The sequence below is a fragment of the Fibrobacter sp. UWB4 genome (genome assembly GCF_002210345.1).
Lineage (GTDB): Bacteria > Fibrobacterota > Fibrobacteria > Fibrobacterales > Fibrobacteraceae > Fibrobacter.
On the sequence record NZ_MWQI01000001.1, the window covers coordinates 646,819 to 673,767 of the forward strand.

The 26,949-nt window shown below is 49.6% G+C and carries 22 protein-coding genes and 1 tRNA gene; 15 read left to right on the forward strand and 8 right to left on the reverse strand.

Translation table 11 applies throughout. The features are described 5' to 3' along the window. Nucleotides 1-47: 47 nt before the first annotated feature. Nucleotides 48-860, forward strand: a complete 813-nt coding sequence (locus B7990_RS02720) for a hypothetical protein (protein WP_088639499.1) — start codon at nucleotides 48-50, stop codon at nucleotides 858-860. A gap of 108 nt (nucleotides 861-968) precedes the next feature. Here the strand turns inward: B7990_RS02720 and dnaA are convergent, their stop codons facing one another. Beyond that, nucleotides 969-2,294 (reverse strand): chromosomal replication initiator protein DnaA, encoded by a 1,326-nt coding sequence (dnaA, locus tag B7990_RS02725; RefSeq protein WP_088639500.1) that lies wholly within the window; start codon nucleotides 2,292-2,294, stop codon nucleotides 969-971. Between the two features lie 215 nt (nucleotides 2,295-2,509). Between dnaA and B7990_RS02730 the strand changes: the two genes are divergently transcribed. From B7990_RS02730 to B7990_RS02755, 6 genes are all read left to right on the forward strand, one after another. After that, entirely contained in the window at nucleotides 2,510-3,079 is a 570-nt protein-coding gene (locus tag B7990_RS02730) for a hypothetical protein (RefSeq protein WP_254917292.1), read from the forward strand. 137 nt (nucleotides 3,080-3,216) lie between these two features. Continuing rightward, nucleotides 3,217-4,305, forward strand: coding sequence for a squalene/phytoene synthase family protein (locus B7990_RS02735; RefSeq protein ID WP_088639502.1), 1,089 nt, complete (start codon nucleotides 3,217-3,219; stop codon nucleotides 4,303-4,305). A gap of 106 nt (nucleotides 4,306-4,411) precedes the next feature. Then, nucleotides 4,412-4,990: a signal peptidase II gene (gene lspA, locus B7990_RS02740; protein WP_088639503.1), complete on the forward strand. Its 579-nt coding sequence runs from the start codon at nucleotides 4,412-4,414 to the stop codon at nucleotides 4,988-4,990. A 211-nt stretch (nucleotides 4,991-5,201) separates the two neighbouring features. Beyond that, nucleotides 5,202-6,482: an RluA family pseudouridine synthase gene (locus B7990_RS02745; protein WP_088639504.1), complete on the forward strand. Its 1,281-nt coding sequence runs from the start codon at nucleotides 5,202-5,204 to the stop codon at nucleotides 6,480-6,482. Between the two features lie 149 nt (nucleotides 6,483-6,631). Continuing rightward, a complete protein-coding gene (gene murC / locus B7990_RS02750; protein ID WP_088639505.1) occupies nucleotides 6,632-8,059 on the forward strand; it encodes a UDP-N-acetylmuramate--L-alanine ligase in 1,428 nt (475 codons plus the stop codon). 241 nt (nucleotides 8,060-8,300) lie between these two features. Next, nucleotides 8,301-9,557: an amidohydrolase gene (locus B7990_RS02755; protein ID WP_088639506.1), complete on the forward strand. Its 1,257-nt coding sequence runs from the start codon at nucleotides 8,301-8,303 to the stop codon at nucleotides 9,555-9,557. A 115-nt stretch (nucleotides 9,558-9,672) separates the two neighbouring features. Here the strand turns inward: B7990_RS02755 and B7990_RS02760 are convergent, their stop codons facing one another. From B7990_RS02760 to nadB, 3 genes are read right to left on the reverse strand one after another with little or no spacing between them, the layout of a single operon-like run. Then, complete coding sequence (locus B7990_RS02760; protein ID WP_088639507.1) at nucleotides 9,673-10,407, reverse strand: CvpA family protein; 735 nt, start codon at nucleotides 10,405-10,407, stop codon at nucleotides 9,673-9,675. A gap of 12 nt (nucleotides 10,408-10,419) precedes the next feature. Next, on the reverse strand, nucleotides 10,420-11,469 hold the full coding sequence (locus B7990_RS02765) for a serine/threonine-protein kinase (RefSeq protein WP_088639508.1): 1,050 nt from the start codon (nucleotides 11,467-11,469) through the stop codon (nucleotides 10,420-10,422). A 22-nt stretch (nucleotides 11,470-11,491) separates the two neighbouring features. Beyond that, on the reverse strand, nucleotides 11,492-13,072 hold the full coding sequence (nadB, locus tag B7990_RS02770; RefSeq protein WP_088639509.1) for an L-aspartate oxidase: 1,581 nt from the start codon (nucleotides 13,070-13,072) through the stop codon (nucleotides 11,492-11,494). A 475-nt stretch (nucleotides 13,073-13,547) separates the two neighbouring features. On the opposite strand from nadB, the gene B7990_RS02775 reads away from it, so the two are divergent. Beyond that, nucleotides 13,548-15,479 (forward strand): peptidylprolyl isomerase, encoded by a 1,932-nt coding sequence (locus B7990_RS02775; RefSeq protein WP_088639510.1) that lies wholly within the window; start codon nucleotides 13,548-13,550, stop codon nucleotides 15,477-15,479. A 179-nt stretch (nucleotides 15,480-15,658) separates the two neighbouring features. Further along, nucleotides 15,659-15,731 (forward strand) — tRNA-Glu (locus B7990_RS02780). A gap of 321 nt (nucleotides 15,732-16,052) precedes the next feature. Here B7990_RS02780 and B7990_RS02785 read toward each other — a convergent pair. After that, nucleotides 16,053-17,123, reverse strand: a complete 1,071-nt coding sequence (locus tag B7990_RS02785) for a hypothetical protein (protein ID WP_088639511.1) — start codon at nucleotides 17,121-17,123, stop codon at nucleotides 16,053-16,055. A 131-nt stretch (nucleotides 17,124-17,254) separates the two neighbouring features. Between B7990_RS02785 and B7990_RS02790 the strand changes: the two genes are divergently transcribed. Next, the gene (locus tag B7990_RS02790; RefSeq protein ID WP_088639512.1) at nucleotides 17,255-17,953 is read left to right on the forward strand and encodes an OmpA family protein; all 699 of its coding nucleotides are present in this window, start codon (nucleotides 17,255-17,257) and stop codon (nucleotides 17,951-17,953) included. A 142-nt stretch (nucleotides 17,954-18,095) separates the two neighbouring features. Here the strand turns inward: B7990_RS02790 and B7990_RS02795 are convergent, their stop codons facing one another. The 3 genes from B7990_RS02795 to B7990_RS02805 all read right to left on the reverse strand — a co-directional run bounded on the left by B7990_RS02795 (nucleotide 18,096) and on the right by B7990_RS02805 (nucleotide 21,141). Beyond that, nucleotides 18,096-18,929, reverse strand: coding sequence for a S1 RNA-binding domain-containing protein (locus B7990_RS02795; RefSeq protein ID WP_088639513.1), 834 nt, complete (start codon nucleotides 18,927-18,929; stop codon nucleotides 18,096-18,098). A 74-nt stretch (nucleotides 18,930-19,003) separates the two neighbouring features. Beyond that, nucleotides 19,004-19,540: a DUF5662 family protein gene (locus tag B7990_RS02800; protein ID WP_088639514.1), complete on the reverse strand. Its 537-nt coding sequence runs from the start codon at nucleotides 19,538-19,540 to the stop codon at nucleotides 19,004-19,006. A gap of 5 nt (nucleotides 19,541-19,545) precedes the next feature. After that, nucleotides 19,546-21,141 (reverse strand): ABC-F family ATP-binding cassette domain-containing protein, encoded by a 1,596-nt coding sequence (locus tag B7990_RS02805; RefSeq protein ID WP_088639515.1) that lies wholly within the window; start codon nucleotides 21,139-21,141, stop codon nucleotides 19,546-19,548. A gap of 129 nt (nucleotides 21,142-21,270) precedes the next feature. Between B7990_RS02805 and B7990_RS02810 the strand changes: the two genes are divergently transcribed. The 5 genes from B7990_RS02810 (at nucleotide 21,271) to B7990_RS02830 (ending at nucleotide 26,877) form a co-directional block, all read left to right on the forward strand. After that, nucleotides 21,271-21,900, forward strand: coding sequence for a CAP domain-containing protein (locus tag B7990_RS02810; protein WP_088639516.1), 630 nt, complete (start codon nucleotides 21,271-21,273; stop codon nucleotides 21,898-21,900). 108 nt (nucleotides 21,901-22,008) lie between these two features. Then, complete coding sequence (locus tag B7990_RS02815; RefSeq protein ID WP_088639517.1) at nucleotides 22,009-22,779, forward strand: DUF3575 domain-containing protein; 771 nt, start codon at nucleotides 22,009-22,011, stop codon at nucleotides 22,777-22,779. 9 nt (nucleotides 22,780-22,788) lie between these two features. Further along, a complete protein-coding gene (locus B7990_RS02820) occupies nucleotides 22,789-24,582 on the forward strand; it encodes a PCMD domain-containing protein (protein WP_088639518.1) in 1,794 nt (597 codons plus the stop codon). Between the two features lie 62 nt (nucleotides 24,583-24,644). Beyond that, entirely contained in the window at nucleotides 24,645-26,141 is a 1,497-nt protein-coding gene (locus B7990_RS02825) for an ABC transporter permease subunit (protein WP_088639519.1), read from the forward strand. After that, entirely contained in the window at nucleotides 26,131-26,877 is a 747-nt protein-coding gene (locus tag B7990_RS02830; RefSeq protein WP_088639520.1) for an amino acid ABC transporter ATP-binding protein, read from the forward strand. The genes B7990_RS02825 and B7990_RS02830 overlap by 11 nt, the downstream gene beginning before the upstream one ends. The last annotated feature ends 72 nt before the right edge of the window (nucleotides 26,878-26,949 follow it).

A 26,949-nucleotide genomic window follows, 5' to 3' on the forward strand; every position in this document is an offset into this window, starting at 1 on the left:
TTTTATTTTGGGGGTGAAAGTTTCTATAGTTGAAACGGGAGAATCCTATGCGTGTGTTTTTGAGAAAGATTTTTTTGCTGACTGCGATTGTTATATGTGGTCTTGTTTTTGATTCTTGTGCTATGATTTTTTCAGTGAGCCGTCCTGATCTTTCGCAAAAAGAATATACTGCCTTGATTATAAATGATAAAAAGGCTGCACAATGCTATGTGGAAGAAACAAGAGTCGGGATGATTATTTTGGATGCTATTTTCTGGCCTGCGCTTCTTGTTGATGGTCTTGGTGGTTATTATACTTATTACTCTTATTCACCTGCCTTTTGCTCCAATAACAGTGTAAATAGTGCTGAACCGGTTTCCGTTGCCGAAAAAAAATGGGATGTCGATAATATTGCCACTAATACACAGAAGAATAAGAAAATCGTTTCTAGTCGTCCTGTTTTTGTTGCTGTCCTTGAATCGGTTTCGGGCGGTATCCTTAAATATCAGGAAAACCAGTTTATAACAAATGTATTGAGAGAAGAAGCTGTTAAGGCTTTGTCTTCGGAAATTAACGCAACTATTATGACTAGGGAGAATATCAGAGAAATGCTCCCTCCTGAAAAATCGCTTGAAGATTGCGAGGGTGCATGTATAGTTGAGACTGGAAAAAATATCAGTGCGGATTATGTCTCTCAGGCAAGAGTTGGAACTTTTGGAAAGAACCTTACGATTTCTGTGGAACTTTACAAGACATCAAACAACAAGCTGGTTTCGAGCTTTAACACCAAGGCGCAGGATATAGATGCTCTTGAAGAAAAAATTCGAGAAAATGCATCGGGGATGTTTGCCGACATTGTTCGCGAGGAATTGAACAGATAAGGAATTGAATCGATAAAGAATGCCTCGGGTTTATCCCGAGGCTTTTTGTATAAAGGAGATGCCCGTTCGGAGACGGGCATGACAATTAAGAACTGCGCCGAAGGCGTATTAGTCGTGAATCGCGTTCTTGAGGCTTTCGATCAAGCGGGCGAAGCTCGGGTCGGTTTCCATCTCTTTCTTGACGCTCTTGATGGCGTGGACAACGGTGGAATGGTCCTTGCCGCCAAAACGGGAACCGATGCTCTGCAAGCTGATGGGGGAGAGTTCACGCATGAGGAACATGGCGACCTGGCGGGCTTTCGAGATTTCCTTGGTGCCGCGGCCCGGTTCGATGAGCTTTGTTTCTGGAACTTCGTAGTGCTGCGATACGGCATGGAGCACGGCGTCAAGGCTTACGCGGCGACGGAGTGTCGGGGCGATTTCGGTGACGACCTTCTGTGCAATGTTCATATCGATGTCGTGGCTCATGAGGCTCGACTGGAGCGTGAGCTTGATAATGGCGCTTTCGAGGCAACGAACGTTGCTTGCAATATTTTCAGCAAGGTAACGGATGACTTCGTCGCTGATTTCGAGATGGCGTTCTTCGGCCTTCTTGTGGAGAATGGCTTCGCGCGTTTCGACGTCAGGCGGCTGGATGTCAACTGTTAAGCCCCAGGAGAAGCGGCTCACGAGGCGGTCGGAGAGGTTCTTCACTTCGGCGGCGGGGGCGTCTGAAGTGAGAACGATCTGCTTGCCTGCCTGGTGCAGCGCATTAAAGATCAAGAAAAATTCGTTTTGCGTTTCGTACTTGCCCGTCCAGTTCTGGATGTCATCGATCAGGAGAATGTCCACTTCGTTGCGGTAGAAGTCGGACATTTCGGTGATGCGCTTTTCTTGCAGGCACTTCATGTACTGCTGCGAGAAGTCTTCGGACGTGAGGTAGATGACGCGCTTGGTCGGATCTTCTTCGAGAATGTAGTTACCGATGGACTGGAGCAAGTGCGTCTTGCCAAGACCTGAAGACCCATAAATAAATAGCGGGTTGTACTGCGTTCCATCCGGGTTTCTCGCGACGGCGAGGGCGGCGTTGAAGGCGAGCTGGGCCTTGTCACCCGGGACGAAGTTTTCAAAACGGAAGCTGCCAGAGAGCGGAACGCTCGGCTTGATAAATTCGCGGAAAGAGTTGTCGGAGGAGCTTGTTTGCGGCTGGTAAACGTCTTGCGGCTGGAATTCGAATTCCACCGGAGCGTCGTCGTGGGAAACGTCTTTCCAGGCGAGGCGGATCAGGTCCTTGTAAGCGGCATAGACTTTGACGTCAAGTCCGGGGGGCACTGCGATGACGGCGTGTCCTGGGGTTTGGCTTACAAGCTTGGTCTGTGCAAAATATGTCTTGAATACCGTATCCGACAGCATTCCATGGAGGTAGTTCAAGCATCTTTCCCATTCAACTTGCATTCTTCAATCCTCATCCGATCTGAGTTCAAAATCTATCAACAACTAGGCGTAATAATTTAGCTAATTCTTTGAAATGTTGATAGATTGGGAGTGAAATAAACCTAAAAATTTTCTTACTTCTTTGTAAATGAAAATTAACGTCCTTGTACGCGCTTTTATCGATTGGCTTTATTCCTCTAAAATTTGCAAATTTTCTAATTTTTTCTACGATGGTAATGAATACGCTTGTGGAATACTGTTTCTGGACGCCCGTCTTGCTTTGGGTCGGTCTCCATTTTTGGTTTAGGAATGTCTCGTACGTCGTTTTTTTGAAAAATCAGCTTGATCGAGGCGAAAAATGGGCTTACGTGCTGAGCGGATTTGTGAAAAATCCGGGTCGAGTGAGCTTTTTGCGCTTTTGCGATTATCTGTTTACGGGGGTGACGTCGGTCGCTACGGCGGCGTTTATAGTGTGGATGCTCCAAAAGATTGGACTTGGTTCCAATGCCTATTATGGATTTGTGTCCGTGTTTGTTTTTGCCTGGGTCGCTCATTTGATGAAGCGCAGGACGGAACTCAAGCTCACGGACTTGTTCCAGTCGGCTTTTTACCTGGAATACCGTTGGGTGAATTATGGGATCCAGCGCAAGGGTATTGCGATGTCGGAAGAAAATGTGCGTGACCGCGCGGGACTCAGCTATGCGCATAAGCTCCGCAATGCCGAAGACCATGGACGTTTTTGGAAGTATGTAAAGTCGATGGCCGCATCTAAAAAAGTCCCGCCGGAAATGTTCGAGGTATACTGATGAGGATTGAGGTTGTCAGGTCGGGCTTCGCCCTTTCGGCACGCTACGCTTTGGGCTGTTGCCCATACCTCAGAGGCGGCGTTAGCTGCCGAACTCAAAACCCCATAGCTGATGACCATTGACCAAGTAGAGCAAGTATGATTGATAAATTGGATTCTTTAGATGTGGGCGAGAAGGTGCTCGAAGGCAAGGCGGCGTGGAAGTACGCCGAGGATATCTTGCAGCTGGTGTCGCGTACGTTTGCGCTGAACATCCAGGTTTTGCGTGGCAAGTTGCACCGCAGTATTTTGCTCGCGTATCTTTATTTGCGCATTGCCGATACGGTTGAAGATGACCCGGACATGAAGGCGACCGAAAAGGACCGCGTACTTGCGCTGTTTGCCGATGTGTTTAAAACGGGCGAACTCGAGACCGAAAAGATTCGCACGTTTGTGGCCGCGCTCCCTGAATCCTGGCATGGCTCCGAAGACCCGAACAAGGATCTTTGCGTAAAGTCCGAAGTCGTGGTGCCGCTTTTGAAGTCGCTCCCCAAGAACTACCAGAAGCCGGTTTGCAATGTCGTGATTGAAATGTGCGGCGGTATGGCGAAGTTTGCGCTCCGTCAGGAAGCGGCGCTTTCGGCGGGTTGGTTCACGCTTGCGAACGTGGGCGAACTGGACGAATACTGCTACTATGTGGCTGGCATTGTCGGGAAGCTCTTGACGAAGCTTTTCTCGGCGGACACGTGCTTTATCAGTGCGGAACGTGAGGCTGAACTTTCGAAGCTGGACGTGAGCTTTGGGCTTGCCTTGCAGGTCGTGAACATCGTGAAGGATTGCGTCGAGGATTCTGGACGCCGCGTGTGCTTTATCCCCGAAGAGATTTGCAAGCGTCATGGCTTTGCGCACCCGAGTGAACTGTTTGCTGTTGGGGCTGACGCTCAAAAATGTGGCGCGGTACTTTCGGAACTTGTCGAAAAGGCTTGGCATCATCTGGACGATGCGATTGCCTACACGAAGCTCATCCCGAACATCAAGATGCGTACGAGGCTATTCTGCCTTTGGCCGCTCTTTATGGCCGCGGAAAACTTGAGCTTGATCGGGGATGGCGTGTCGGTGTTCACTTCGGACAAGAAGGTGAAAATCACGCGCGATACGGTGAAGCGGATCGTGAAGGAAACGTCGATGCACTTCTATTCGGACAAGTGGATTGATCAGGCGTACGCGAGAATTAAGAGGAACATTTAGACGAAAGACGAGAGTCGTGTCATCCTGAGCCCATTCGACAAGCTCAGGGTAAACTCCGGGCGGAGCGCGAAGTCGAAGGATCCAGTGCTTTTTTAAGGAAATCATAATGGAGAATAATACGAAGTTTTATAATAAGTGGCCGTTCCATGTGGCGGTGATTGTTTTTAGCATTGTTGCAGACCAGTTGACGAAGCTGTGGGCGGTATCGCGTTTTACCGACGAAGCTGGGAATTTTACCTACGAGAAAATTCCTGTGATTGGTGAACTTGTGCGTTTCCAGCTTGTGTACAACAAGGGGGCTGCGTTTAGTAGCCGTCCGCAGGACTTGATGCCGTTCTTGCCGCCTTGGCTTTTCTTTTTGCTGATTTCGATTGTCGCCGCTTTTGCGCTCGCATGGTTCTACAAGTCCATCGACAAGCGCGATTACTTGAGCCGCTTGGGCGTCGTGATGATTCTTGGTGGTGCTGTCGGAAACTTCATTGACCGCATGCGCATGCAGATGGTCGTGGACTTTATCGACTGCGATTTCCCGGACTTTATCATGACCCGTTTCCCGACGTTTAACGTGGCGGACTCGTTTGTGACCGTCGGTGTTGCTCTTGTGATTTTGTCTCCCGTGATCTTGCGTAAGTTGCATAAACAGATAAAAGAAGAAAAAGACGCTGCTGAAAAAAATAAGAATTAGCTGTCATTCCCGGCTTAGACCGGGAATCTCCATCGAGCTGAATGTCGCAAAATATACTTGTATATTTTATGACTGAAGCGAGGGGAGATGAGCATTGCTCAATCCCCTTCTTGAAAAAATAGAAGAGGAGATGCCCGCTCGGAGGCGGGCATGACATGAAAAAAGTTAACACAACCCCATACCTCAAAGCGGCGAAGCCGCGACCCGAAAAATGAATTACATCGTAGAAGAAAAGCATAATGGTGAACGTATCGACAAGTTTCTTGTCGGCGTTATGGAAAATGTCTCCCGCACAGACGTGCAGAAGCTGATTGAAGCGGGCGAAGTCAAGGTCGGCGGTGGCAAAGTCTCCAAGAACTTCCGCGTAGAAACGGGGATGGCGGTTGTCGTTGAAAAGATGATCGAGAAGGAATCTTCGACGCTTGAACCCGAAGATATTCCGCTGAACATCGTTTACGAAGATGACGATATCGTGGTCATCAACAAGCCGCGCAATTTGGTGGTGCACCCGGGTAATGGTGTGAGCAAGGGAACGCTTGCTGCAGCTCTCCTGTACCACTTCAAGGAAAATCTTTCGACTGTGAACGGTCCGCTCCGTCCGGGTATTGTTCATCGCTTGGACAAGGATACGCCGGGGCTTATGGTGGTCGCGAAAAACGATGCCGCTCACAGGCATTTGGCGCATCAGCTTGAAACGCGTACGCTCCATCGCACGTACAATGCGCTTGTGTGGGGTTGCCCGCGTGACCTCGAAGGAACGATTGACGCTCCGATTGGCCGTAACCCGAAGAATCGTCTCAAGATGGCTGTGGTGAAGGGCGGTAAGGAAAGCCGTACGCATTACGTTGCGAAGCAGTTCTTTGCGATTGCAACGCTTTTGGAATTGCAACTGGAATCGGGACGTACGCACCAGATTCGCGTACATAGCCGTTACACGGGCCATCCGGTCGTGGGCGATCCGCTCTACGATGGTCGCGATGAAAGCTTGAACCGCGTGCCGCCTCTGATGAAGCCGGTTGCTGAGAAGGTTCTTGAAATTGCTCCGGCGCAGCTTTTGCAGGCCGTGAAAATCGAACTCATTCATCCGCGCACGAACAAGAAGCTCACGTTCAAGGTTCCGATGGAAGAGCCGTTTGCAAATGTGCTCAAGCTCTTGAAGAAGGAATGTCCGGCGTCGGCGCCTGTGTATGACGAAGAAGAAGGCTTCCGCGATTTTGACGCGCAGATTCGCTTTGACGAAGATGATGAAGATTTTGACGAATACGCAGAACCGCTCGAAATCTCGCCGGATGAAGCCGCTCCCGTGAAGGAACGCAAGACTCGTGCCCAGCGCCTCGCCGAGAAAAAGGCGACTGCCGCCAAGCGCCGTGCCGTTGCTGCCGAACGCAAGCTCATCAAGCAGATGAAGGCCGCTCGCCGCAAGGGAATCGCCCCGGAAGATTTCGTGGAACCGGGTTACGAACCCACAATCGATCCTGAGCTGTTGGAATAATCAGGTATGGGGGCGTGCTTCGCACTTTCAGGTCGCTTCGCTTTGGGCTATGGGCGATTCTCATACCCCAAAGGGAACCGAAGGTGACCGACCTCATACCCCATAGCTGATTTACTGTCTACTTCCTACTTCTAACTTCCTACTCAATTATGAACGAATCTTACTTCTTTATCGGTGTTGCGGGCGTGGGCATGAGTGCCATCGCGCAGTATTTGGTGGGCAAGGGCGTTGCCGTGAGCGGTAGCGACCGTCAGTTTGGCGAGTTCCTGAACGGAAATGCCGAAAAGCCGCTTGTCATGAGCCAACTCGAAGATTGCGGAATCAAGTGCTTTGCGCAGGATGGTTCCGGCGTTGTCGAAGGCCTTACCGCAGTTGTGGTGAGCACCGCTATTGAAAATTCGAATCCGGATTTGAAGCGCGCGAAGGAACTTGGCGTTCCGGTGATGCACCGCAGCGAAATGCTCGCGAAGATTTCGAAGGAAGCGCGCACGATTGCTGTTTCGGGCACGAGCGGAAAGTCAACGGTGACCGCGATGATTTACCACATCTTGGAATACGCTGGACTCCAGCCGTCCGTGATGACGGGTGCAGGTCTTGTAAACTTGCAGGCTCAGGGCAAGATTGGCAATGCTGTGAGTGGCAAGGGTGAATGGCTCGTTGCCGAAGTCGATGAAAGCGATGGAACGCTTGTTCGCTATGAACCGGAAATTGGCGTCATTTTGAATATCGACAAAGACCACAAGGAAATCTCTGAACTTGAACAAATTTTCCTCAAGTTCAGCCAGAACGTCTTGAGCGCAGGCCACATCTTGATTGTGAACGATGCGCATCCGCTTGCAAAGAAGTTCAGCGCAGGCCGTGAATTTGACTTTGGCTATGAAAGTTATGTGAGCGTCCAGGGAATTGACTTTAAGTCGGTCGGAACGCATATCCAGTTCCGTGTTCGCCATGGCAATGAACTTGTGAAGTTCGAAATTCCGCTGCCAGGCAAGCACAATATGGAAAATGCCTTGGCTGCGACTGCTGCTGCGCTCCGTGCAGGCGTTTCGCTCCACACATGCGCCGATGCGCTTTCGTCTTTCCCGGGCGTGTTCCGCCGTCACCAGATTCTTGGAACGTTCAACGGTATCACGCTTGTTGATGACTTTGCTCACAATCCGGCAAAGATTGCCGCGAGCATCAAGAGCGCCCAGGACTTTACCGAAGGCCGCGTGATTGCTTGGTTCCAGCCGCATGGCTTTGGTCCGACGCGATTCTTGCGCAAGGACTTGGTGGACTTTATCGCCAAAACGCTCCGCCCGATGGACATGGATTTTGACCGCAAGAACGATGTGATGTTCTTCAGCGAAATCTATTACGCTGGCGGAACGGTCACGCGTGACATTAGCGCAGGCGACCTTGCGGATGACTTGATTCTCAAGGGCTGCGAAGCGATTTACATTGCCGACCGCAACGAGTGCGCGAAGAAAATGCTAGAATATGCAGAGCCTGGCGATACGATTTTGCTGATGGGGGCAAGGGATCCTAGCTTAAAGGAATATGCATGTTACGTCAAACAACTTTTAGAAGATCGATAAGCGCACATCAGGTTGTGAGCCGAAAGCGACTCGTATTAACGAGTCGTGTCGGCGAGAGCACGAGCCTGATTAAGTTTAATGAAGGCGAAAGGCTCGTGCGGTCTTATCAGGGCGCGCGAGACCCGAGTTTGCAGGAATTCGCTCGCTCGGTAAAGCAACTTTTGGAAAATCGTTAAGCGCATCAGGATCGTGCGGTCGTGTTAGAGTCGTGTGGTCCTGTCAAAAATAGGGGAAAATTGCAATGGACAAAAAGACTATTCTAAAATCCGTTTTCTTTGATGGCGCAAAGCGCGACATCTTGATTGTCGGTAATCTCTTTGAAAAGGTCACGCGTCCGCTTGAACATGCCGATTACGAAGGCGCTGAAATTGTTGATTGCTCGCATTTTGCCATTATGCCTGCATTTTACAACGGCCATACGCATGCTGCAATGAGCTTGTTGCGCGGCTTTGCTGATGACATGGAACTCCACAAGTGGCTCAATGAATACATTTGGCCGACTGAAGCAAAACTCACGGCTGACGATATCGCTGTCGGTAGCCGCTTGGCGATTCTCGAAATGATCAAGTCGGGATCGGTTTTCTTTGCGGATATGTACTGGCATCGTGAACAAACTGCACTAGCTGTCGAAGATATGGGAATCCGTGCGGCGATTGGCGTTACGTTTGCAGAACCGCTGATGTCTAGGGATGCTTGGGCGAAGAACGTTGAATTCTTGAAAAATCACACGGGCGAATCGGAACGTGTACAGCTCGTAGTAATGCCTCATGCTGTTTATACAGTGGGCGAGGAAAAAACGGCTGAATTGATTGAGCTTGCTCATGCCGAAAACTACAAGATTCATACTCATTTGTCCGAAACGACAACCGAAGTCAAGAATTGCGAGGAAAAGTTCAAGTGTACTCCGGTGGAATTCTGGAAGCGCTTGGGCGGCTTGAATTCGAATTTCTCTGCAGCGCACTGTACGCATTTCACGGCTTCTGACCGCAAGATTTTTGCGGAATCAGGTGCAACCGCGATTCTGAATCCGTGCTCCAACATGAAGTTGAATAGCGGTATTCCGCAGGTTGCCGAAATGATCAAGGACGGCATGAAGCTTGGCCTTGGCACGGATGGAGATTCGTCGAACAACAATCTCGACATGCAAGAAGAAATGAAGACGATTGCACTCCTCGCGAAGTATCTTGGGACTGCGGAAACGCTCCCGGCCGAAGAGGCTCTCAAGATGGCAACTTACAATGTCGCGCAGTTCTTTGGAATCAATGCTGGCCGCATTGCGGAAGGCTATCATGCGGATTGCTTGCTCATAGACTTGAACAACGAACGCATGGTGCCGTGCTACAACATCTATAGCAACTGGGTTTATTCAGCAAATTCTAGTGCAATTGATTCCGTGATGTGCAATGGCAAGTTCGTGATGCGCGGTCGCCATGTCGATGGGGAAGAAGAAATCCTCCGCAATGCTCGTGAATGCGCCGCCCGCCTCGCTTCCAAATAGCGATGCGGCGTCCTGCCGCCGCTTTGTCATGCCCGACGTGATCGGGCATCTCCTTTTTTGTCATCCTGAGCGAAGTGCGTAGCACGAAGTCGAAGGATCTAGTCAAATCTTGTATTTACTTCTTAGCAGTACTTGAAGAATTTGTCGATGAACTAGACTTGCTTTCTTCAAACGTCTTGACTGCGGCATCCTTAGCAGCGATAGCGGCGTCTTTGGCCTTCTCGGCTGTTTCGCTAACTTTATTTGAGAGGCTGTCCGCTGCGTTTTTGACGGCGGCCTTTGCACTATCGGCGGCTTGTTCCGTTGAACCTTTTGCTTTGTCTGTAATGGTCTTTGTAAGTTCGCTTGCTTTTTCTTTAGCCATCTTGCGGAGATTAACTTCATCAGAGGAGTATCCCATGGCTTCAAGAGAAGACTTGTAAAGGCCGTAGGCTACGGCTTCGTTTCTCAGTGATTTCAGTTTTCCTTCGACGGGAAGCAAGTGTAAAATGGTAAGCAATACAAAGCAGACCACAGTTGCCTTGATGATGCCGAATACCATTCCGAGAATGCGGTTCGTCTTTCCGACGATTGTGTTCTTGATGGAATCGCCGACAACATGGCCGATAAACGAAAATAAAAGGAATGGAATTAGAAAACCGATGCTTGTGCAGATGAGGCGCGCCGCGAAATCTCCAAAGGCAAAGTTGCGCACGAAAAAATCGCCAAAAAGATCTTGGGCAAAGTAGGCGCCTAAAATTGCTGCCACCCAACCGCAAAGCTTAAACACGCTGCTTAATAGTCCACGCCATAAGCCGATGACACTGAACACGAGTAAGCAAGCCGCGCATGCTATATCTATCCAATTCATTGGACAAATCCTCTAGATAGCTAACTGCACACCGATAAATGCGATGGCTGCAACTACCACTCCTAGTAAAAATCCTATTCCATACTTAAATGTAGTTTTTTGCGGCTTCGGAGACATCACAGAATCGACCGGTTGGTCTTCATTTACCGTATCGGCCCATTCGGCGATGTAGGGGGTCATGTCGCGCGGGTATTCCCTCATGAGGTCGGCAAGCTCGTTGGCGGCGTCGCAGGCCGAGGACGGGCGCTTGCTTGCACGTTTATTGAGCAGCTTCAAGACGAACTTGCGGAGCGGCTTGGGAACATCGTTCGGGAAGACTTCTGGCTTGAACTTCATCTTGAGGATGTTTTCGCGCGTTTCTTCGAAGTCCTTGCCTCGGAAAAGGTTCTCGCCGATGAGCATTTCGCAGGCGATGATGCCTACGCTAAAGAGGTCGCTTGCGTAGTTGACCTTTTCGCCCATGATCTGTTCGGGACTCATGTAGGCGGCGGTACCGATGATGCAGCCTGTCTGCGTAAGTTCCTTGCCGATTTCGAGTGGCGTATCCGTGTGGGCGATGCCAAAGTCCAGGAGGCGAACACGACCGTCTTTGTCAATCATCATGTTTGCGGGCTTCAAGTCGCGGTGGGTGACACCGTTTCTATGGGCATGGCTGAGTGCGCTCAGGAGTTCGTATAAAATGGTCTCAACAACCCAGATGGGCGGTCGCTTGTTCCTGAGTAGCAAGTCTTTGAGGCTTGAACCTTGTACATACTCCATCGACATCGTATAATTGCCGTCGCTGTCTTTCCAGAGGGCATACGGCTGGATGATGTTTGGATGATTCAGGTGGGCGAGGATGCTCCCTTCTTGCAGGAATCTCTTGATGTAGATGTCCTGCTGGTTCAGGTTGATGTTGAGCCTTTTCGCTACGACGAGCCTGTCGAGGGACGGGTCCCTGCAAAGCCATAGACTGCCCATGGCTCCGCTATTGAGAGCTTGTATTGGCTTGTATCCGCCTATTTTAGACGGAAGCTGATCTTTGACTTTCTTTCTGGACTGTGTTGCCTTGACCTCTTCCATGCTGCCCTATATAGAAAATGATTTATTTCTTGTCGCTCAGGTAAATGCTCTGGTGCTTCGTCTTCGGATCCTGATTCGGGTAGTCGAGGATGTAGTGAAGCCCGCGAGATTCCTTGCGACGGAGGGCGGCGATGAGGATCATCTTGGAAACCTGGAGTGCGTTCAGGAATTCAAGGAAGTGCAAGTTTTCTGTTTCTTTGTTCTTGATGGCGGTATCGACATCTTTCTGGAGTTCTTCGATGACCTTGAGTCCCTGATTGAGGCCAGCAACGGTACGGACAATGCCGCAGTGCGTCCACATCATGTCCTGGAGCATCTTCTTGCGCTTCTTCCAGTAGGCAGCCTTTGCGAAGCTGACGGTCTCTTTCTTGGACTTGGGTGCGGTGAATTTGTCCTTAGTGATGCCGCTCTTTTCGATATCATCGACGGCGCGGATGGCAAACACGACGCTTTCCAGGAGCGAGTTCGAGGCGAGACGGTTTGCCCCGTGAACGCCGGTTGCTGCTACTTCGCCGCAAGCATAGAGTCCCTTGATTTCGGTGCGGGACCAGGTATCGACGAGAACGCCGCCGCACATGTAGTGCGCTGCCGGAACGACCGGGATCCATTCCTTCGTGATGTCGATGCCTGCATCCATGCATTTAGAATAAATGTGCGGGAAGTGGCTCTTGATGTCCTTTGGCGTACGGCCAGAGAGGTCGATAAACATGTGGTCCTTGCCGAGACGCTGCATTTCGCTGTGGATCGCGCGAGCGACAATGTCACGCGGGGCGAGGGAGTGCAGCGGATGCACTTGGTTCATGAATTCTTCGCCCTTGTCGTTCTTTAGGATGCCGCCGAAACCGCGCACTGCTTCGGAGATGAGGAACGGCTTCTTGAACTTCGGTGCGTACAAGCTAGTGGGGTGGAACTGCATGAACTCGATGTCCTGGAGGGCGGCTCCTGCGCGGGCTGCGATTGCCATGCCGTCGCCACAGCTGTCGGGCGGGCAGACGGTGTACTGCCAAATGCGGCCTGCACCACCTGTCGAAAGAATTGTTGCCTTGGCGTAGATGCTTTCGACTTCTCCAGACTTCTGGTGGATAATCTTTGCACCGACGCAGCGCTTGTTCTTGCCTTCGCCTTCGCAAATCAAGTCCTTGATATAGCAGTTTTCAAGGTAGTTGATGTTCTTCTGTTCGTGAAGCTTGCAGAGGAGGGCGCGCATGATCTCTTTACCGGTGAGGTCAGCGGCGTGCAAAATGCGGTGGTGGCTGTGTCCGCCTTCGAGGTGAAGGTCGAACTGCGACTTGTCTTCGGGCGACGGTGTGAACTGGACGCCCCACTTGACGAGCTGCTTGATGGTCGAAGGACCGCTCTTGGTGAGGATGTTGACGGGTTCCTTTTTGCAGAGGCCGGCTCCCGCTTCGAGAGTGTCTGCGATGTGGAATTCAAACTTGTCTGTCTTTTCGGTAACGGTAGCGATTCCGCCCTGGGCGTAGTTTGATGAACCGTCCGGTTTTGCTCCTTTGGTTAGGATAACTACGTGGAAACCTTTTTCTGCCGCGTGGAGAGCTGCGCTCAATCCAGAAATGCCGGCACCCAGAACCAAAATATCGTACATGAGATACTCCAAAGGAATTGATGTATTTTTTTATGTCCAATAAATAGAAAAAATAGGCTTCACTTGCAAAGTATTTTTATTGAAATTCAAGAAAGAAGTTTATGCGGGCGGGGCCCCAGCTCGGAGTTGACGCCTACGGCGTCAGCGGCTTCACTCGGTTATGCCGGTCTGCAAGCAGCCCGTCGCAACACTCGTTTTGCGCGCTACTGCGAAGAAAATACCTTGGCCGACGCTTTTATTCTAACGATAACAACTTGTTATTTTTATTCGAAAAAAATTACGTTAAAGCGTTTAGTAATAGTTTTTTTTGAAGAAAGATTGCTTGAACATCCATTCTATTGAAATTCATAGTTATAGATGCAAAAAAAATAGGGCTTTTCGGCATTATATTTGGCTTGTAATTTCGATAAAATAAAATGCAAACATTTTTTTTTGCTATTTTTCGGTGCGACAAAATTTTAATGGAGTTGTCTCTATGTTAACCTGGATTAATGAAAAAGCCAAGTGGGTAATTGTGATCTTTGCCGCCGGTATCGCCATCGGTCTTCTCGCCATGGACCGTGTTCCGGATCAGGGACGTAGCTATCCTATCGGCATTGTCAACGACACCAAGATTTCTTACACGGACTTTGATTCTCGCGTGAAGATGATCGTGCAGAATCAGTACCAGAACCAGCACTTGGACGACGAACAGTACTCCCAGCTCCGCGCTCAGGTGTTCTCCAGCTTCGTTCGTCAGGCTCTCTTTGCTGAACAGTACGAAAAGGCCGAACTGAGTGCCTCGGTTGCCGAACTCAAGAACGAGTTCAAGCGCAATTCCGATGCTGTCCGCGCACGTTTGGTCCAGGAAGCTCAGGCTCACCTCTATGCTATCCAGCAGCAGGCTACTTCTCAGGAAGACCTGATCCAGCGCTCTCAGGCTTACCTCAGCTCTTTGCCGAAGTTCCTCACGGACACGACTTTCAACAAGGCTGATTACGATGCTTGGATTGAAACTCCGGCCGCATACCGCTGGAACTCCATGCTCATGCTCGAAGACGAAATGAAGAACAACACTATTCCGGCTCGTCAACTTCAGACGCTGGTCGGCGCTTCTGTCCATCCGACTTCTCTTGAAGCCAAGTGGAGCGTTGAACGTCGCATGACGGATTACGAACTGCAGGTGGCGGTTGCTCCGAGTTCTGCATTTGTTGTGGATTCCAATTCCGTGGATAGCGTGATGGTCGCTGGCTACTTCAATGCTCATATTGATAGCTTCTTTGTTAAGAATGACGCTGCCCAGTTCCAGTATGTTTCCCTCCCGGTCGAAGCTACTGCCGCTGATGACGCTAGCATTCGCGAATACGCTATGACGCTTTACTACCAGCTCACGGACTCCTCTTCCGCTACGACATTCGAAGACATGGCTCGCGTTTCTTCTGAAGATCCGGGCAGTGCTGAAAAGGGCGGTATCTTGAGCGAAGATTTCGTTGGCCGTGGCACTTACGTGAAGCCGTTCGAAGACGCTGCTTTTGCTCTTGATTCCGGCAAGATTTCTGAACCGGTCCGTTCCCAGTTCGGTTACCACATCATCAAGTCTTACGGTAATGTAAAGAATGCCAAGGGTGAAGTTGAAAAGGTCAAGGTTGGCCACATCCTCCTCACTGTTACGGCTTCTTCCAATACAATCGATAGCCTCGAAAAGATCCTCACCAACATCAAGAAGGATGTCGATGCTGGCTCTGACTTGCTCACCGAAGCTCAGGCTCGTGGTCTTGAAGTCAAGACTTCTGAATGGGTTTCTCGTGATGGCAACATTGCTGCATTTGGCTACCTCAAGGGTCTTGCTTCTTTCGCTTGGCCGAACGAAAACCTCCCGAAGGAAGAAAGCGAAATTTCTGGTGTGCTCAGAAACAACAAGTGGGTTGTCATTGCCAAGAAGGTTGGTGCATTTAAGGCTGGCGAACGTAGCCTCGCTCTCTACTACAATGACATCAAGGAAACGCTCCTCAAGCAGAAGGCTGGCAAGGCTGCCGAAGTCTACTTGAACTCTGTCGCCGCCCAGGTCAAGGCTTGGAATCCGGCTGATACGGCTGCCAAGATTGAAAAGATCGAACTTGAAACCAAGAATGCTTCTGTTGACGGCTTTGTTCCGGGCTTTGGCTACGGCAATGCTCAGATCGCACGAGTTGTGGGCAAGGCTAAGGCTGGCGAATGGACTGCTCCGGTTGTCGCCGAAAACGGCGCCGTGATGGTCAAGGTCGTATCCAAGAAGACTCCGTCTGTTGAAGAAGTTGAAGACGCCATCAAGCAGGATGTCGAAAACTCCTACCGCTTTGGCGTGATGACCGCTTTCAACGACTACGTGACGACTCTTGAAGCTTCTACGCCGGTCAAGAGCAATCTCGACCTCTTCTACAGAGACTAGTCTTTAGTTAATGGTTATTGGTCAGTAGTCATTAGAGATGTTTTCTAAAATCATTCAACTAATGACTAACGGCTAATCGCTAAGAACTAGATTCTAGTAAATGCGGCGAAGCTGCTCTGCAACTCTTAACTAAAATCAGTTGACGGAATACGCTTAATTTGCTATAATGTGCCGCACTTGCCCCCATCGTCTAGTGGCCCAGGACTCGGGATTCTCATTCCCGCAACAGCGGTTCGAGTCCGCTTAGGGGTATAAAAACGACCAACCGAAAGGCTGGTCGTTTTTACTTTCCGCCACAGGGGTATAAAAAAGTCTAACCGAAAAGGTTAGGCTTTTTTTGTAATATGAAAGTCTTGCGGGCGGGGTCCCAGCTCGGAGTTGACGCCTACGGCGTCAGCGGCTTCACTCGGTCATGTGCGCCTGCAAGCAGTCGCCCGCGACTCTCGTTTTGCACGCTACTGCGAAGGATTCTGTAAAACTAAAAAAGCCAGGGTTTGTACCCTGGCTTTTCAAATGCTTTAAGCGAGCTTCGCGCAGTTTAGTTAATATGCCCGCGCGTTTTGGCGTTTACGATTACTTGATTGTGCTCGTGAGGCGGAAGGCGAAGCCGACGTCGCTGATTTCATTGCCGCTATAGACGCTGAACTGGAGCTTTGTCTTTGCAATCTTCTTGGCCCATGCTACAGTCCATGCCCAGTCGTCAATCTTTTTGCCGTCATTAAGCTTCTTTCTGTCGCCGATGTGTTCCCATTCCACATAGAGGCTGCTCATAAGGTTGCTCATGAATCCTTCTTCTGGGGCGTATTCTGCGCCGATGTAGAACGGCATGTAAGAATCACCTGGTTTCATGTACTTGCATTCAGGAGCGACGTAATTGTTGGCCGCTTTTTCGACCGCATTGTCCTGCGTGAAAATATAGGCGTATTCGCTGTAAAGACGGAGATCAGCAATCTTGTAGCTCAGGTAAGATGCCATGCGGTGTGTGATGGCTGCTGTATTTTGCAGTGGATCGATGGCGTTGCTGCGGTAGGCGAATTTTGCTTCGAGCGGGAAGTCGAACTTGAGATCTTCTTCAATGCGGATGTAGCCTGTATTGAATTTGTTGTCTCTTGTGGCGATCATGGCGTTGAAGTTGGAGTAACCCGTTTTCCAGCCGAATTCAAGGGCATTATGAGCGTAGTCGCGCATCCAAAGTCCTCGTGCCGTCAAATCCTTGTCGATGTAGGTACCGAAGTGTGTGGACTGGGACCAGTCCGTTTTCCAGTGACCGACCTTGAGGTTGAATGTGTGGCTGTTGTAAATCCATTTGTAGTTTGCCCAGTAGAGATCTGCGAGAATCTTGTCCTGTGCGGACTTGGTCGTCTTGAGATTGTCATTATCCCATGTTGCGTCTGTGACGTTGATATTGCCAAACTGCGGGGCAAAAATGCGAAGCATCACCTGTGCATCGAAGTTTTCGCTTTTATAAAGTCCGCCAATGTTGGCGCGAATCCAGAAGGAACTCAAGTTGTTGTCGCGGTCAGCAATTGTCTTGGTGGCCTGAGTCTGGACGTTACCTTTGAGATTGAATTCACCATCGGCGGCAAAAGCTGCAGAGCACATTCCTGCAACCAAAACAGCACTTGTAATTTTTTTGAAGTTCATGGTTTCTCCGTATAAGTTTTTTACAATAAAAATTTAGAAATTTCAAAAAATATTTAAAGATAATTTGAAACTATGTCTGTCAATTTTTATTTTTGCCTCGCATAATACGCTTCATTTTTAGGAGTACAAGAATGAGAATGATATCCCGCATTGCCCTTTCGGCTATGGTGGCTGTTTCTTTTGCATCTGCCGGCAAGCTCGCGCCGAATAAGACGCACGCTGTGTTGAATGTGACATATACGAACAACGAAGATGTTCCGCATGCAAATAAAAAACTTACGTTTGTAGGTCAAAATAAAGGCAAGAAGGTGGTGGTGACGACGGACGTGTATGGCGAAGCGAGTTTCCATATTCCACGTGAAGATACTTACACGATTTTGTGCGAAAGCCTGACCGGCCCGTTTGAATGCGGCGAGACTCCATATGTTTCCCGTACGGCTAGCACGGGGGGAATTTCCGTTGTCTTTGACGATACTCGTTCGGAACTTACGGGTGTGACGTTCAAGGCTGGAAGCGCAGAGCTTGTTCCTAGTTCTTTGAAAACGCTTGATGCTGCAATTGCTGGGCTGAAACGTAATCCGAAGGCCAAGATCGAGGTGGAAGGCCATACGAGTAGCGATGGCTCCGCAGAACTCAACCAGCAACTTTCCGAAGACCGCGCGAATAGTGTCCGCAGCTACATGATCGAACAGGGAATCGATGCGGAGCGCGTGACTGCTGTGGGTTATGGCCCGAGCCGTCCTAAAGCGAGCAATTCAAGTGAAGCGGGCCGCCGTGCTAACCGCCGCATTGAACTCAAAGTGCTCAACGCCGACGAAGTGAATTTCTAAAAAACGAGATGCGCGGCCGATGAGCCGCGCTTCTTATAATGTACACTTTAAATCCCGCGAATCTTGAAAATGAAGAAAGCCGCAAATCGCGGCTTTTCAGCTGTCATTCCCGCCTCTGAGCGGGAATCTCCTTTTTAGGGGATTAAACTGCGCGAATCCCGTCTTCTTCGATGACGATTTTTTCTTCGCGGAAGAGCGTCCCGATAATCTTCTTGAAGGTCTTCTTGGACATGCCGAATTCGCGACGGATGGTTTCCGGGTCGGTGTGGTCGCCGTAGGGGAGGAATCCGCCTGCTTCTTCGAGCTTTTGCAAGACCGCATTGGGGCTTTCGCTTTTCATCATGCCCTTGTAGCCGATCGGAGTCAAGTTGAGCGTAATCTTTCCGTCGCTTGTAAAACGCTGGATAAATCCGGGCATCGTATCGCCGATGTAGATGCGTTCCATGCCGGGCGTCATCATGAGGCGGCCCGTGTAGCGGTAATCCACGAGGCAATCGACGTAGTCGGGCGTGACTTCGTAAGCGGCGAGTTCTACGCGCTGGCCGATGTGGAGGTCGTTTGTGTCTGGATCGATAAAGCTCTTGATCTTTTCTGTGGCGATGATGCGTCCGCTCTTTTCGTCTTCGAGAACAAAGACAACGCAACGGTCGCCTTTCTGCAATTCACCGAGCTGTTGCTTGAAGGGGAGGAACAAGTCCTTGTTGAGACCCCAGTCCAAGAATGCGCCAACGCGGTTGACTTCCTTGACTGTGAGCACCGCAAATTCGCCTACCTGAGCGAGCGGCTTGTCAAGCGTTGCAATCGGGCGGTCTTCGGAATCCGTGTAAACGAACACGTCAATGATTTCGCCTTCGACAAGCGTGAATTTGTTGCGGTTGCCGGGGAGGAGTACGCTGCCGCCAGTTTCAAGTTCCAGGTAGTAACCTTGCGGGGTGATAGACTCCACGCGTGCGCGGTTAATTCTTCCAAGTTCCATAATTTGCCTTTCCGTTCTGGTATCCCGCAGGGCGGGGTTAATGTCGCGGACATCCGCGATATGACTAAATATAGTTATTCCGTCGGCAGTTCTTTGCAATGCCGCATAAACTTAAGCGTTTCTTTTTCGCCATCCGTCGCAAGCTTCTTGAGCAAGAACAACAATTTCTTGTAAGTCGTCTCCGTCATCTTCTCGTGCGCGGTGCTTTTCGTCAAATACTGGAGCGGAGATTCTTGCGTGTAGCTTTTCTTGTTGTAAGTCTTGGAGGCGGCCACGCGGTCGCAGAACATCTCCTTGATGTAGCGGTCCGGCATGTCCATCGGCACGATTTTTTTTGTCTTCATGTCGTAATCGTACCAGAATTCAAAGTGGTGTTTGTTGCGCCCTTTGTGGTGCATCCAAGCAAGGCTCATGCCCGTGTCGCGGCGTTCGCCGTTGTTTGGCGATTCCTTGCCCGTGTAATATTTTGCACCAGGAATAAATTCGGTGGGACTGTACTTCGATAAATCGTGGAACAGTCCCTGCAACCCGATACCGGCCTTAAAGCAAAGCCGAACGACTTCGTTTCTGTGCTTGGTAATTGTGATGAAGTGCCGGATCGGGTGGAACATGATTTTTACTTCTTCTTGGTCTTCTTGCTTTCAAGCCATTCGTCGAAGGTAATGCTGCGGTCAACAATGCCATTCGGCGTGAGTTCCAAGACGCGGTTTGCGATCGTTTGAACAAATTCATGGTCCTGAGAGCAGAAGATGACCGGACCCTGGAAAGCCTTGAGGCCGTTGTTCAAAGCGGTAATGGCTTCCAAATCGAGGTGAGCGGTCGGTTCGTCGAGCAACAAGCAGTTTGCGTTCGAGAGCATCATCTTCGAAAGCATGCAGCGTACCTTTTCACCACCGGAGAGCACGTTTGCGCTCTTGAGGGCTTCTTCACCGGTAAAGAGCATACGGCCGAGGAATCCGCGGATGAACGTTTCGTCCTGTTCCTTGCTGTACTGGCGCAGCCAATCCACGAGGGAGAAGTCCGTCTTGAAGTAGGCGTCGTTGTTCTTCGGGAAGTAGTTGTAGCTGATGGTGTTGCCCCACTTGAGCACACCTTCCGGAGCCTTGGTTTCTTCGGCAATGAGCTGGAAGAACGCGGTCTTGAGCGTGTCGAATTCACCGACGAGCGCAACCTTGTCCTGGTTGCCGAGCGAGAAGTTCAGACCCTTGCAGATGATGCCGTCGCCGCCGTCGATTGTGGCGTTCTTGACTTCGAGCACGATCTTGCCCGGTTCGCGGTCCATCTTGAAGTTCACCCACGGGAACTTACGGCTCGATGCCGGCATTTCTTCGACGGTCATCTTGTCCAAAAGCTTCTTACGGCTGGTGGCCTGCTTGGCCTTAGCGGCATTCGATGCGAAGCGGCGGATGAATGCCTTCAATTCTTCGATCTTTTCTTCAGCGCGGCGGTTCTGGTCCTTGCGCTGCTTCTGGGCGAGCTGGCTTGCTGCGTACCAGAATTCGTAGTTACCGCCGTAAATGTTGATCTTGCCGTAGTCGATATCGCAAGTGTGCGTACAGACGGCGTTCAAGAAGTGACGGTCATGGCTCACCACGATCACGATGTTTTCGAAGCGTTCGAGGTAGTCTTCGAGCCAGCCGACTGTTTCCAAGTCAAGGTGGTTCGTCGGTTCGTCCAAGAGCAAAATGTCCGGGTTGCCAAACAGAGCTTGGGCGAGGAGTACGCGAATTTTCTGACCGCCGTCGAGGTCCGACATCAAGTTGTAGTGGAATTCTTCGGGAATGCCAAGACCCTTGAGAAGCACGGCTGCGTTGGAGTCGGCTTCGTAACCGCCGATTTCGCCAAAGCGCGTTTCGATTTCCATGGCCTGCATGCCCTGTTCTTCGGTCATTTCAGGGAGCGCGTAAAGTTCGTCGCGCTTCTTGCCAAGTTCGTAGAGTTCCGGGAAACCCATCATCACGGTTTCGAGGACAGTGTTGTTTTCGTAAGCAAAGTGGTCTTGCTTAAGGACGGCGATACGTTCGCCCGGGTCCTTCGTGACTTCACCCGTGTTCGGTTCGAGTTCGCCCGAAAGAATCTTGAGGAATGTGGATTTGCCGGCACCGTTTGCGCCGATGACACCGTAGCAGTTGCCTCTCTTGAAGGAAAGGTTCACTTCCTTGAAGAGGACGCGGCTACCATACTGAAGACTGACATTAGAAACATTAAGCATGGCGCCAAAGATAGTAAATTGTAGGGTCGGATTGTAGGGGGCTTCTTGTGGATTCAATTGAAATAAGGTTGTCATGCCCGACTTGAACGGGCATCTCCTTCTTGAAAAAAGTTATTTTTAAGGTCTACTATGAATTTTAATTTGTTTGATCGTATGGCGAATTACGCCATTTGCGCATCTTTTGCTCTTGCGATGTCTTGTGCTTTGTCGGGTTGTTCCGATGAACGTCATGAGTCGTCCGTTAATGCTGTAGATGTGATTAATGATGAAAGTTCGTCTTCTGTCAAAAGCTTGTCTTCGTCCTCAACAGCAAATTCCTTTTTTAGCGGAACCTGGCGCGAAGATTGCCTTGCTAAAATCAACGAATACCGGGCAACTGAAAATCTTGACCCGCTGACGCTTGCACCCGAAGAAAAGCAGGTTTGTACGGACAAGGAAGCCGCTGATGACCTCGCTGAAAACAAGGCTCACGGTCACTTTGGCAACTGCGGCGAAGGCGCTCAAAACTCGGGTCCGAATTTCAACACTTCATGGCGTAGGACGGCAACTGAAGCAACCGATGCCTACCTTAAGATGATGTGGGAAGATGAAAAGGCTCTCGTGACAAGCGGCGAGCGCGATCCCGACAAAAAAGAGGATTATTCCTACATTGGCCATTACCTCAATATGAAGGGCAATTACAAAACAGTCGCCTGCGGTATCGCACTCTCGAAAGATGGCAAAAAAGGCTGGCTGAATATCAATTTCTTCAGAAAGTAAATACCTAATAAAATTGTAAGAAATTTCCATGTTATTTTGTTGTATGGGAATTTTTTTGTAATATAAATTCTATATAATTGGTTCCTATGATTTTTTAAATTTGACCTTATGAAATCAAGGTCAAAATTTTTCATTTTTATCCTGACTTTTGTCGCGCTTGCATTTTCGGCTTCGTATGCCGATTCTCCGAAGCCTGCTAAAAAAGGAGGGCTTCTTGGAAGTCTTTTCCCTGTTGAAGAAGATGAAGCGATTCATCGCGGGAATTTTCAAACTGGTGCCACGCTTTTTTTGCTTCAGGGTAGCTCTGATGACGATGCCTTAAATATCATTTTTGGCGATATCTACAAGGCTGAAGGCTACACCTTCACCGCAGAAGCGTTTGGCGGGTATTTTGTCCGTGATGCAATGGCCATTGGCACCCGTGTAGGGTATAGCCGTACCTATGCCGATGTTGATTTTTCGATTCTCGAAGATCTTGCGGATATTAAACAGCACCGTAAGTATTTAAGCAATGGATTTTTTGTTCAGCCGTTCCTCAAGAATTATTTGAAAGTCCTTGATTCCAAGACAATTTATTTTTTCAACGAAACATCTCTTACTGTGGAATATTCCTATGGAATTTCTCAGTCGGATGATGGTGAAGATGTCTCGAAAACTAAAAATCACGGCTGGACATTTAAGTTCGGTATTAACCCGGGACTTTCCATAATGGTCTTGGATCGTTTGGCGTTTGAAACATCCGTAGGTCTTTTGGGACTGAACTCTTCGTGGATGACGATTGAAGAAAATGATGAAACCCGTAGTAAGGTTTCGTACAATATTGTGAATTTTAAGATAAACTTGTTGGCACTTGACTTTTCGTTGGTGTATTTCTTCTAGGAGCTTGTGATGTTGTTTGAAAATTTTAATCATACGAAAAATGGATATTGCGCAGGTGTCGCGCTCTCGCTCCTTGGACTTATCGCTATTGTACTTTTGAATGGCTGCTCTGCGGATTACGATACTTTGGGAGTCTCGGATTACCGCAATCTGGAAGAAATTTCATTTGCTGAACAGGATGGATCTTCCATGGTGTATTCTGCAGAACATAGCATGGAATTTGATTTTGTTGCGCCGCCTGAATCACTTGAAACTTGGGACTCTTTAACTGTTGAAAATATTGACTTGAGCCATTTTGCATCGCTTTATTTAGTTGATGATAAAATAAAAGAATTTCCTGAGGATTCGTTGGAATTTGATTCTTTGGCTGAGAAGGTTTCTTATTCAAAGAGTGCTTTAAAACCTGGCGATAAAATCCGAGTACCATCTAGCCATGTTGTTTATGTTGTTGTTGTTTCCGAAAGCGGAAAGAAATCCATTTGGAAGTTGATTTTGAACGTCCCTGAAAGTGAAAAATCTAGCAGTTCTGTGAAAAACGCTACATCTAGTAGTTCTGCGAAAAAAACGTCGAGCAGTTCTGCAAAAAAAGCAACATCTAGCAGCTCGGCAAAATCTGCAACATCCAGCAGCTCGGCAAAGTCGGCGGCTTCTAGTAGCTCGGCTGGCAACAGTTCCGGCAAGTCTAGCAGCAGTTCTTTGGGGTCTAGCAGTTCAAAGGATGGCAAACCTGTTGAATCGTCGTCTAGCGTTGCGAATGAATCGCTCGGTTCTAGCGATTCTGTAAGTGAAAGCCCGGCTCCGCGCATCCTCTCGCTTTCCATCGCAGGCAAATCCGCTGAATTTGACGAGGATCGTAAAACATTCCACGTGGACGATCTGGATTTTCGCACAGACCTCACATCGATTGAACTTTCTGAAATGGAACTTTCAGAAGGCGCTACAGCAAATGTCGAAGTGGGTGAGTCTTATGACTTTGGTGCTGGCATTCAAGTGACCGTCACGAATGCAAACGATGAATCTGAAACGTACACTGTCAAGGCGGGCTATCAGCTGCCGGGTTCAAATTTCAACTCCTGGAAAGGTGATGATGTCACGCCAGATTCCATCTGGGGCAATGCCAATACCATTTTGACGACGACGGAAAAAATCACGTCTGGCTCCATGATTGGTGCAAAAATCCAGACGAGTTCTGCTCTTACAAAAACGGCAAGCGGAAGCCTTTACACGGCGGTCTTTAATCCCAAAGGCGTCGGTACTCTCTCGATGGCGAGTTCTTCGACATGGCCCGATGGCAACGAACTCCTGGACTTTGGCAAGCCTTTTAACGCCCGCCCTGAATTCATGGAAGTCAAGTTCAGCTACGAAGGTAAAGGCGACAGCTGCGACATTTACATCCTTCTTGAAAATCGCACCGGCGACAAGAATGTCAACCGCAAGTCCAGCGACGTGAACAAGCTGGTCGCCTCTGCTTGGTTCCGTTCCACAAAGGCCGATAATTCCGGCCGCGAGAATCCGGATGTCGTGAGCGTCTCGGCACCGGACGAAAATGGCATGCGTACGCTCCGTCTCAAGCTCCAGTACGGCGTGCCGCTCGCTGGTTCACCGATTGAAAATTCTTCGACGTTCAACACGAAACTTGAATCCTCGAACAAGTCCGCCATCAACAACGGCTTGGTGCAGGGGTCAGGCGACGAACCCGTGACGCATATCCGCGTGGTCTTTGCATCGAGTGCCGATGGCAACCATTACAAGGGTACAAAGGGTGCGATACTCGTCATTGACGAAATGAAGCTGATATATTAAATAAAACTCACAAGGGTTCCCAAACTTTCGGCTTTTAACTAACTTTTAATTAAGGTTAGAAAATGATACGAAAGTTATATCTCCCTCTTCTTATTGCTCTGTTCTCGCTCGCACTCACATCGTGCCAAAGCGAGAAACAGACCGTCATCCCCAACAGGGTTCATTCCATCAGCGATCTCGGCCACAAAAAAGTGGGCGTACAGATTGGCAACACCGCCGATATTTATGCGTCGGACTTTGGTGGCGACACGGCTAAAATCGATGTCGAACGCTACACGAAGCTTGCCGATGCCGTGCAAGCGTTGTTGCAGGGGAAGATTGACGCGGTCATGAGTGACGACCAGCCCGCTAAGGCTTTCGTGCTCCAGAATCCGTCGCTCCGCATTCTCGAAGAAGTCTTCGTCGAAGAAATGTACGCAGGCGTTGTCGCGAAGGGCAACGAAGCGCTTTTGGATTCTGTGAACCAGGCGCTTGAAGCAATGAAGAAGGATGGCGTTTACGATTCTCTCTTCAATACGTACATTTATCGTTCGGGCGATTATCACTATCAGAAGAAAGTGACCGAAGGCCCGAAGCTTGTGGTTTCGACCAACGCTCAATTCCCGCCATACGAATATTACGAGAACACGAAAATTGTCGGTCTCGATATCGAAATCGTGAACTACATTGCCGATTACCTCAACCGCACTGTTGAAATTCAAGACATTGAATTCGACGCGATTATCAATGCGGTCGCATCGGGCAAGGCTGATGTCGGTTTCTCGGGATTCACCGTTACCGAAGAACGCAAGAAGTCCATCAACTTCACGACTCCGTACACGCTCTCGAAAGTCGTCGTGATTGTTCGCGGTGACCAAGCTGTAGAAAGTGAAGAAAGCTTTGGCGACCATGTCTACAAGAATTTCGTGAAGGATTCCCGCTGGAAGTTCATTGTCGAAGGTCTCCGCAACACGCTCGTGATTTCGTTCTTTGCGGCTATCCTTGGCATCATGATTGGCTTTGTGATTGCGCAGATTCGCACGAGCAATGAATTTAACGGTCGTTTCAAGGTACTGAATTGGTTTGCGAAGGCATACCTCGCCGTGATTCGCGGTACGCCGATGATGATCCAGCTCCTTATCATTTACTACATCGTCTTCTCGTCGGTGAACATCAACAAGATTCTCGTCGCCATTGTCGCATTCGGCATCAACTCGGGCGCGTACGTTTCCGAAATCATCCGCAGTGGCATCAAGGGCGTTGATCCAGGACAGATCGAAGCGGGCCGTAGCCTTGGCCTCAAGTTCCGCACGGTGCTTTATTACATCGTTTACCCGCAGGCGTTCAAGAACTCGCTCCCGGCTCTCACGAACGAATTTATCTCGCTCATCAAGGAAACTTCCATTTGCGGTTACATCGGCCTTACCGACCTTACTCGCGGTGGCGATATCATCCGCAGTATGACTTACGAAGCCATGCTCCCGCTCCTTGCTGTGGCTGCTATTTACTTTATCATTGTCGCCGGGCTTTCGGCTTGTGTTGCAAAACTTGAAAAGAGGTTGAAGAAAAATGAACGCTAATGCAGAAACTTTAATCCAGGTCAAGAACCTTTGCAAATCTTACGGTGACAAGCAGATTCTTAAGGGAATTTCACTTGATATCCATCGCGGTGACGTGATTGCAATTATTGGTCCGTCTGGTTGTGGTAAGTCGACTTTCTTGCGCCAGCTGAACTTGCTTGAGCTTCCGACGAGCGGCGATATCCTTTTGGATGGCAAGAGCATCTTGGCGAAGGATGTTTCGAAGCCTTCGATTCGCGAACGCGTTGGCATGGTTTTCCAGCAGTTCAACCTGTTCAAGAACATGACGGCTCTCAAGAACATCATGTTTGCGCCGGTGAAACTCGGTCGCCTTTCGAAGGCTGAAGCCGAAACTCGTGCGCGTGAACTTTTGAAGCGCGTGGGACTTTTGGACCGTGCAGACCATTATCCGGCACAGCTTTCGGGCGGTCAGCAGCAGCGTATCGCTATTGCCCGTGCTATGGCAATGCAACCCGAAGCGATTCTCTTTGACGAACCAACGAGTGCTCTGGACCCGGAAATGGTGGGCGAGGTGCTCAAGATCATGAAGGACCTTGCAAAGTCAGGAATGACGATGATCGTTGTGACGCACGAAATGAGCTTTGCCCGCGAAGTGGCGAACCGCGTTCTTTTCTTTGCCGACGGTTACGTCAAGGAAGACGGAACGCCTGAAGAAGTCTTCGACAATCCGAAGGACACTCGCCTCAAGGAATTCCTTTCGGCTTTGAAAAAGTAAGAAGTGCAGCGACGTGTCATCCTGAGCAAGCGCAGCGCGTCGAAGGATCTATACATTTTGCGGCACTCCCGC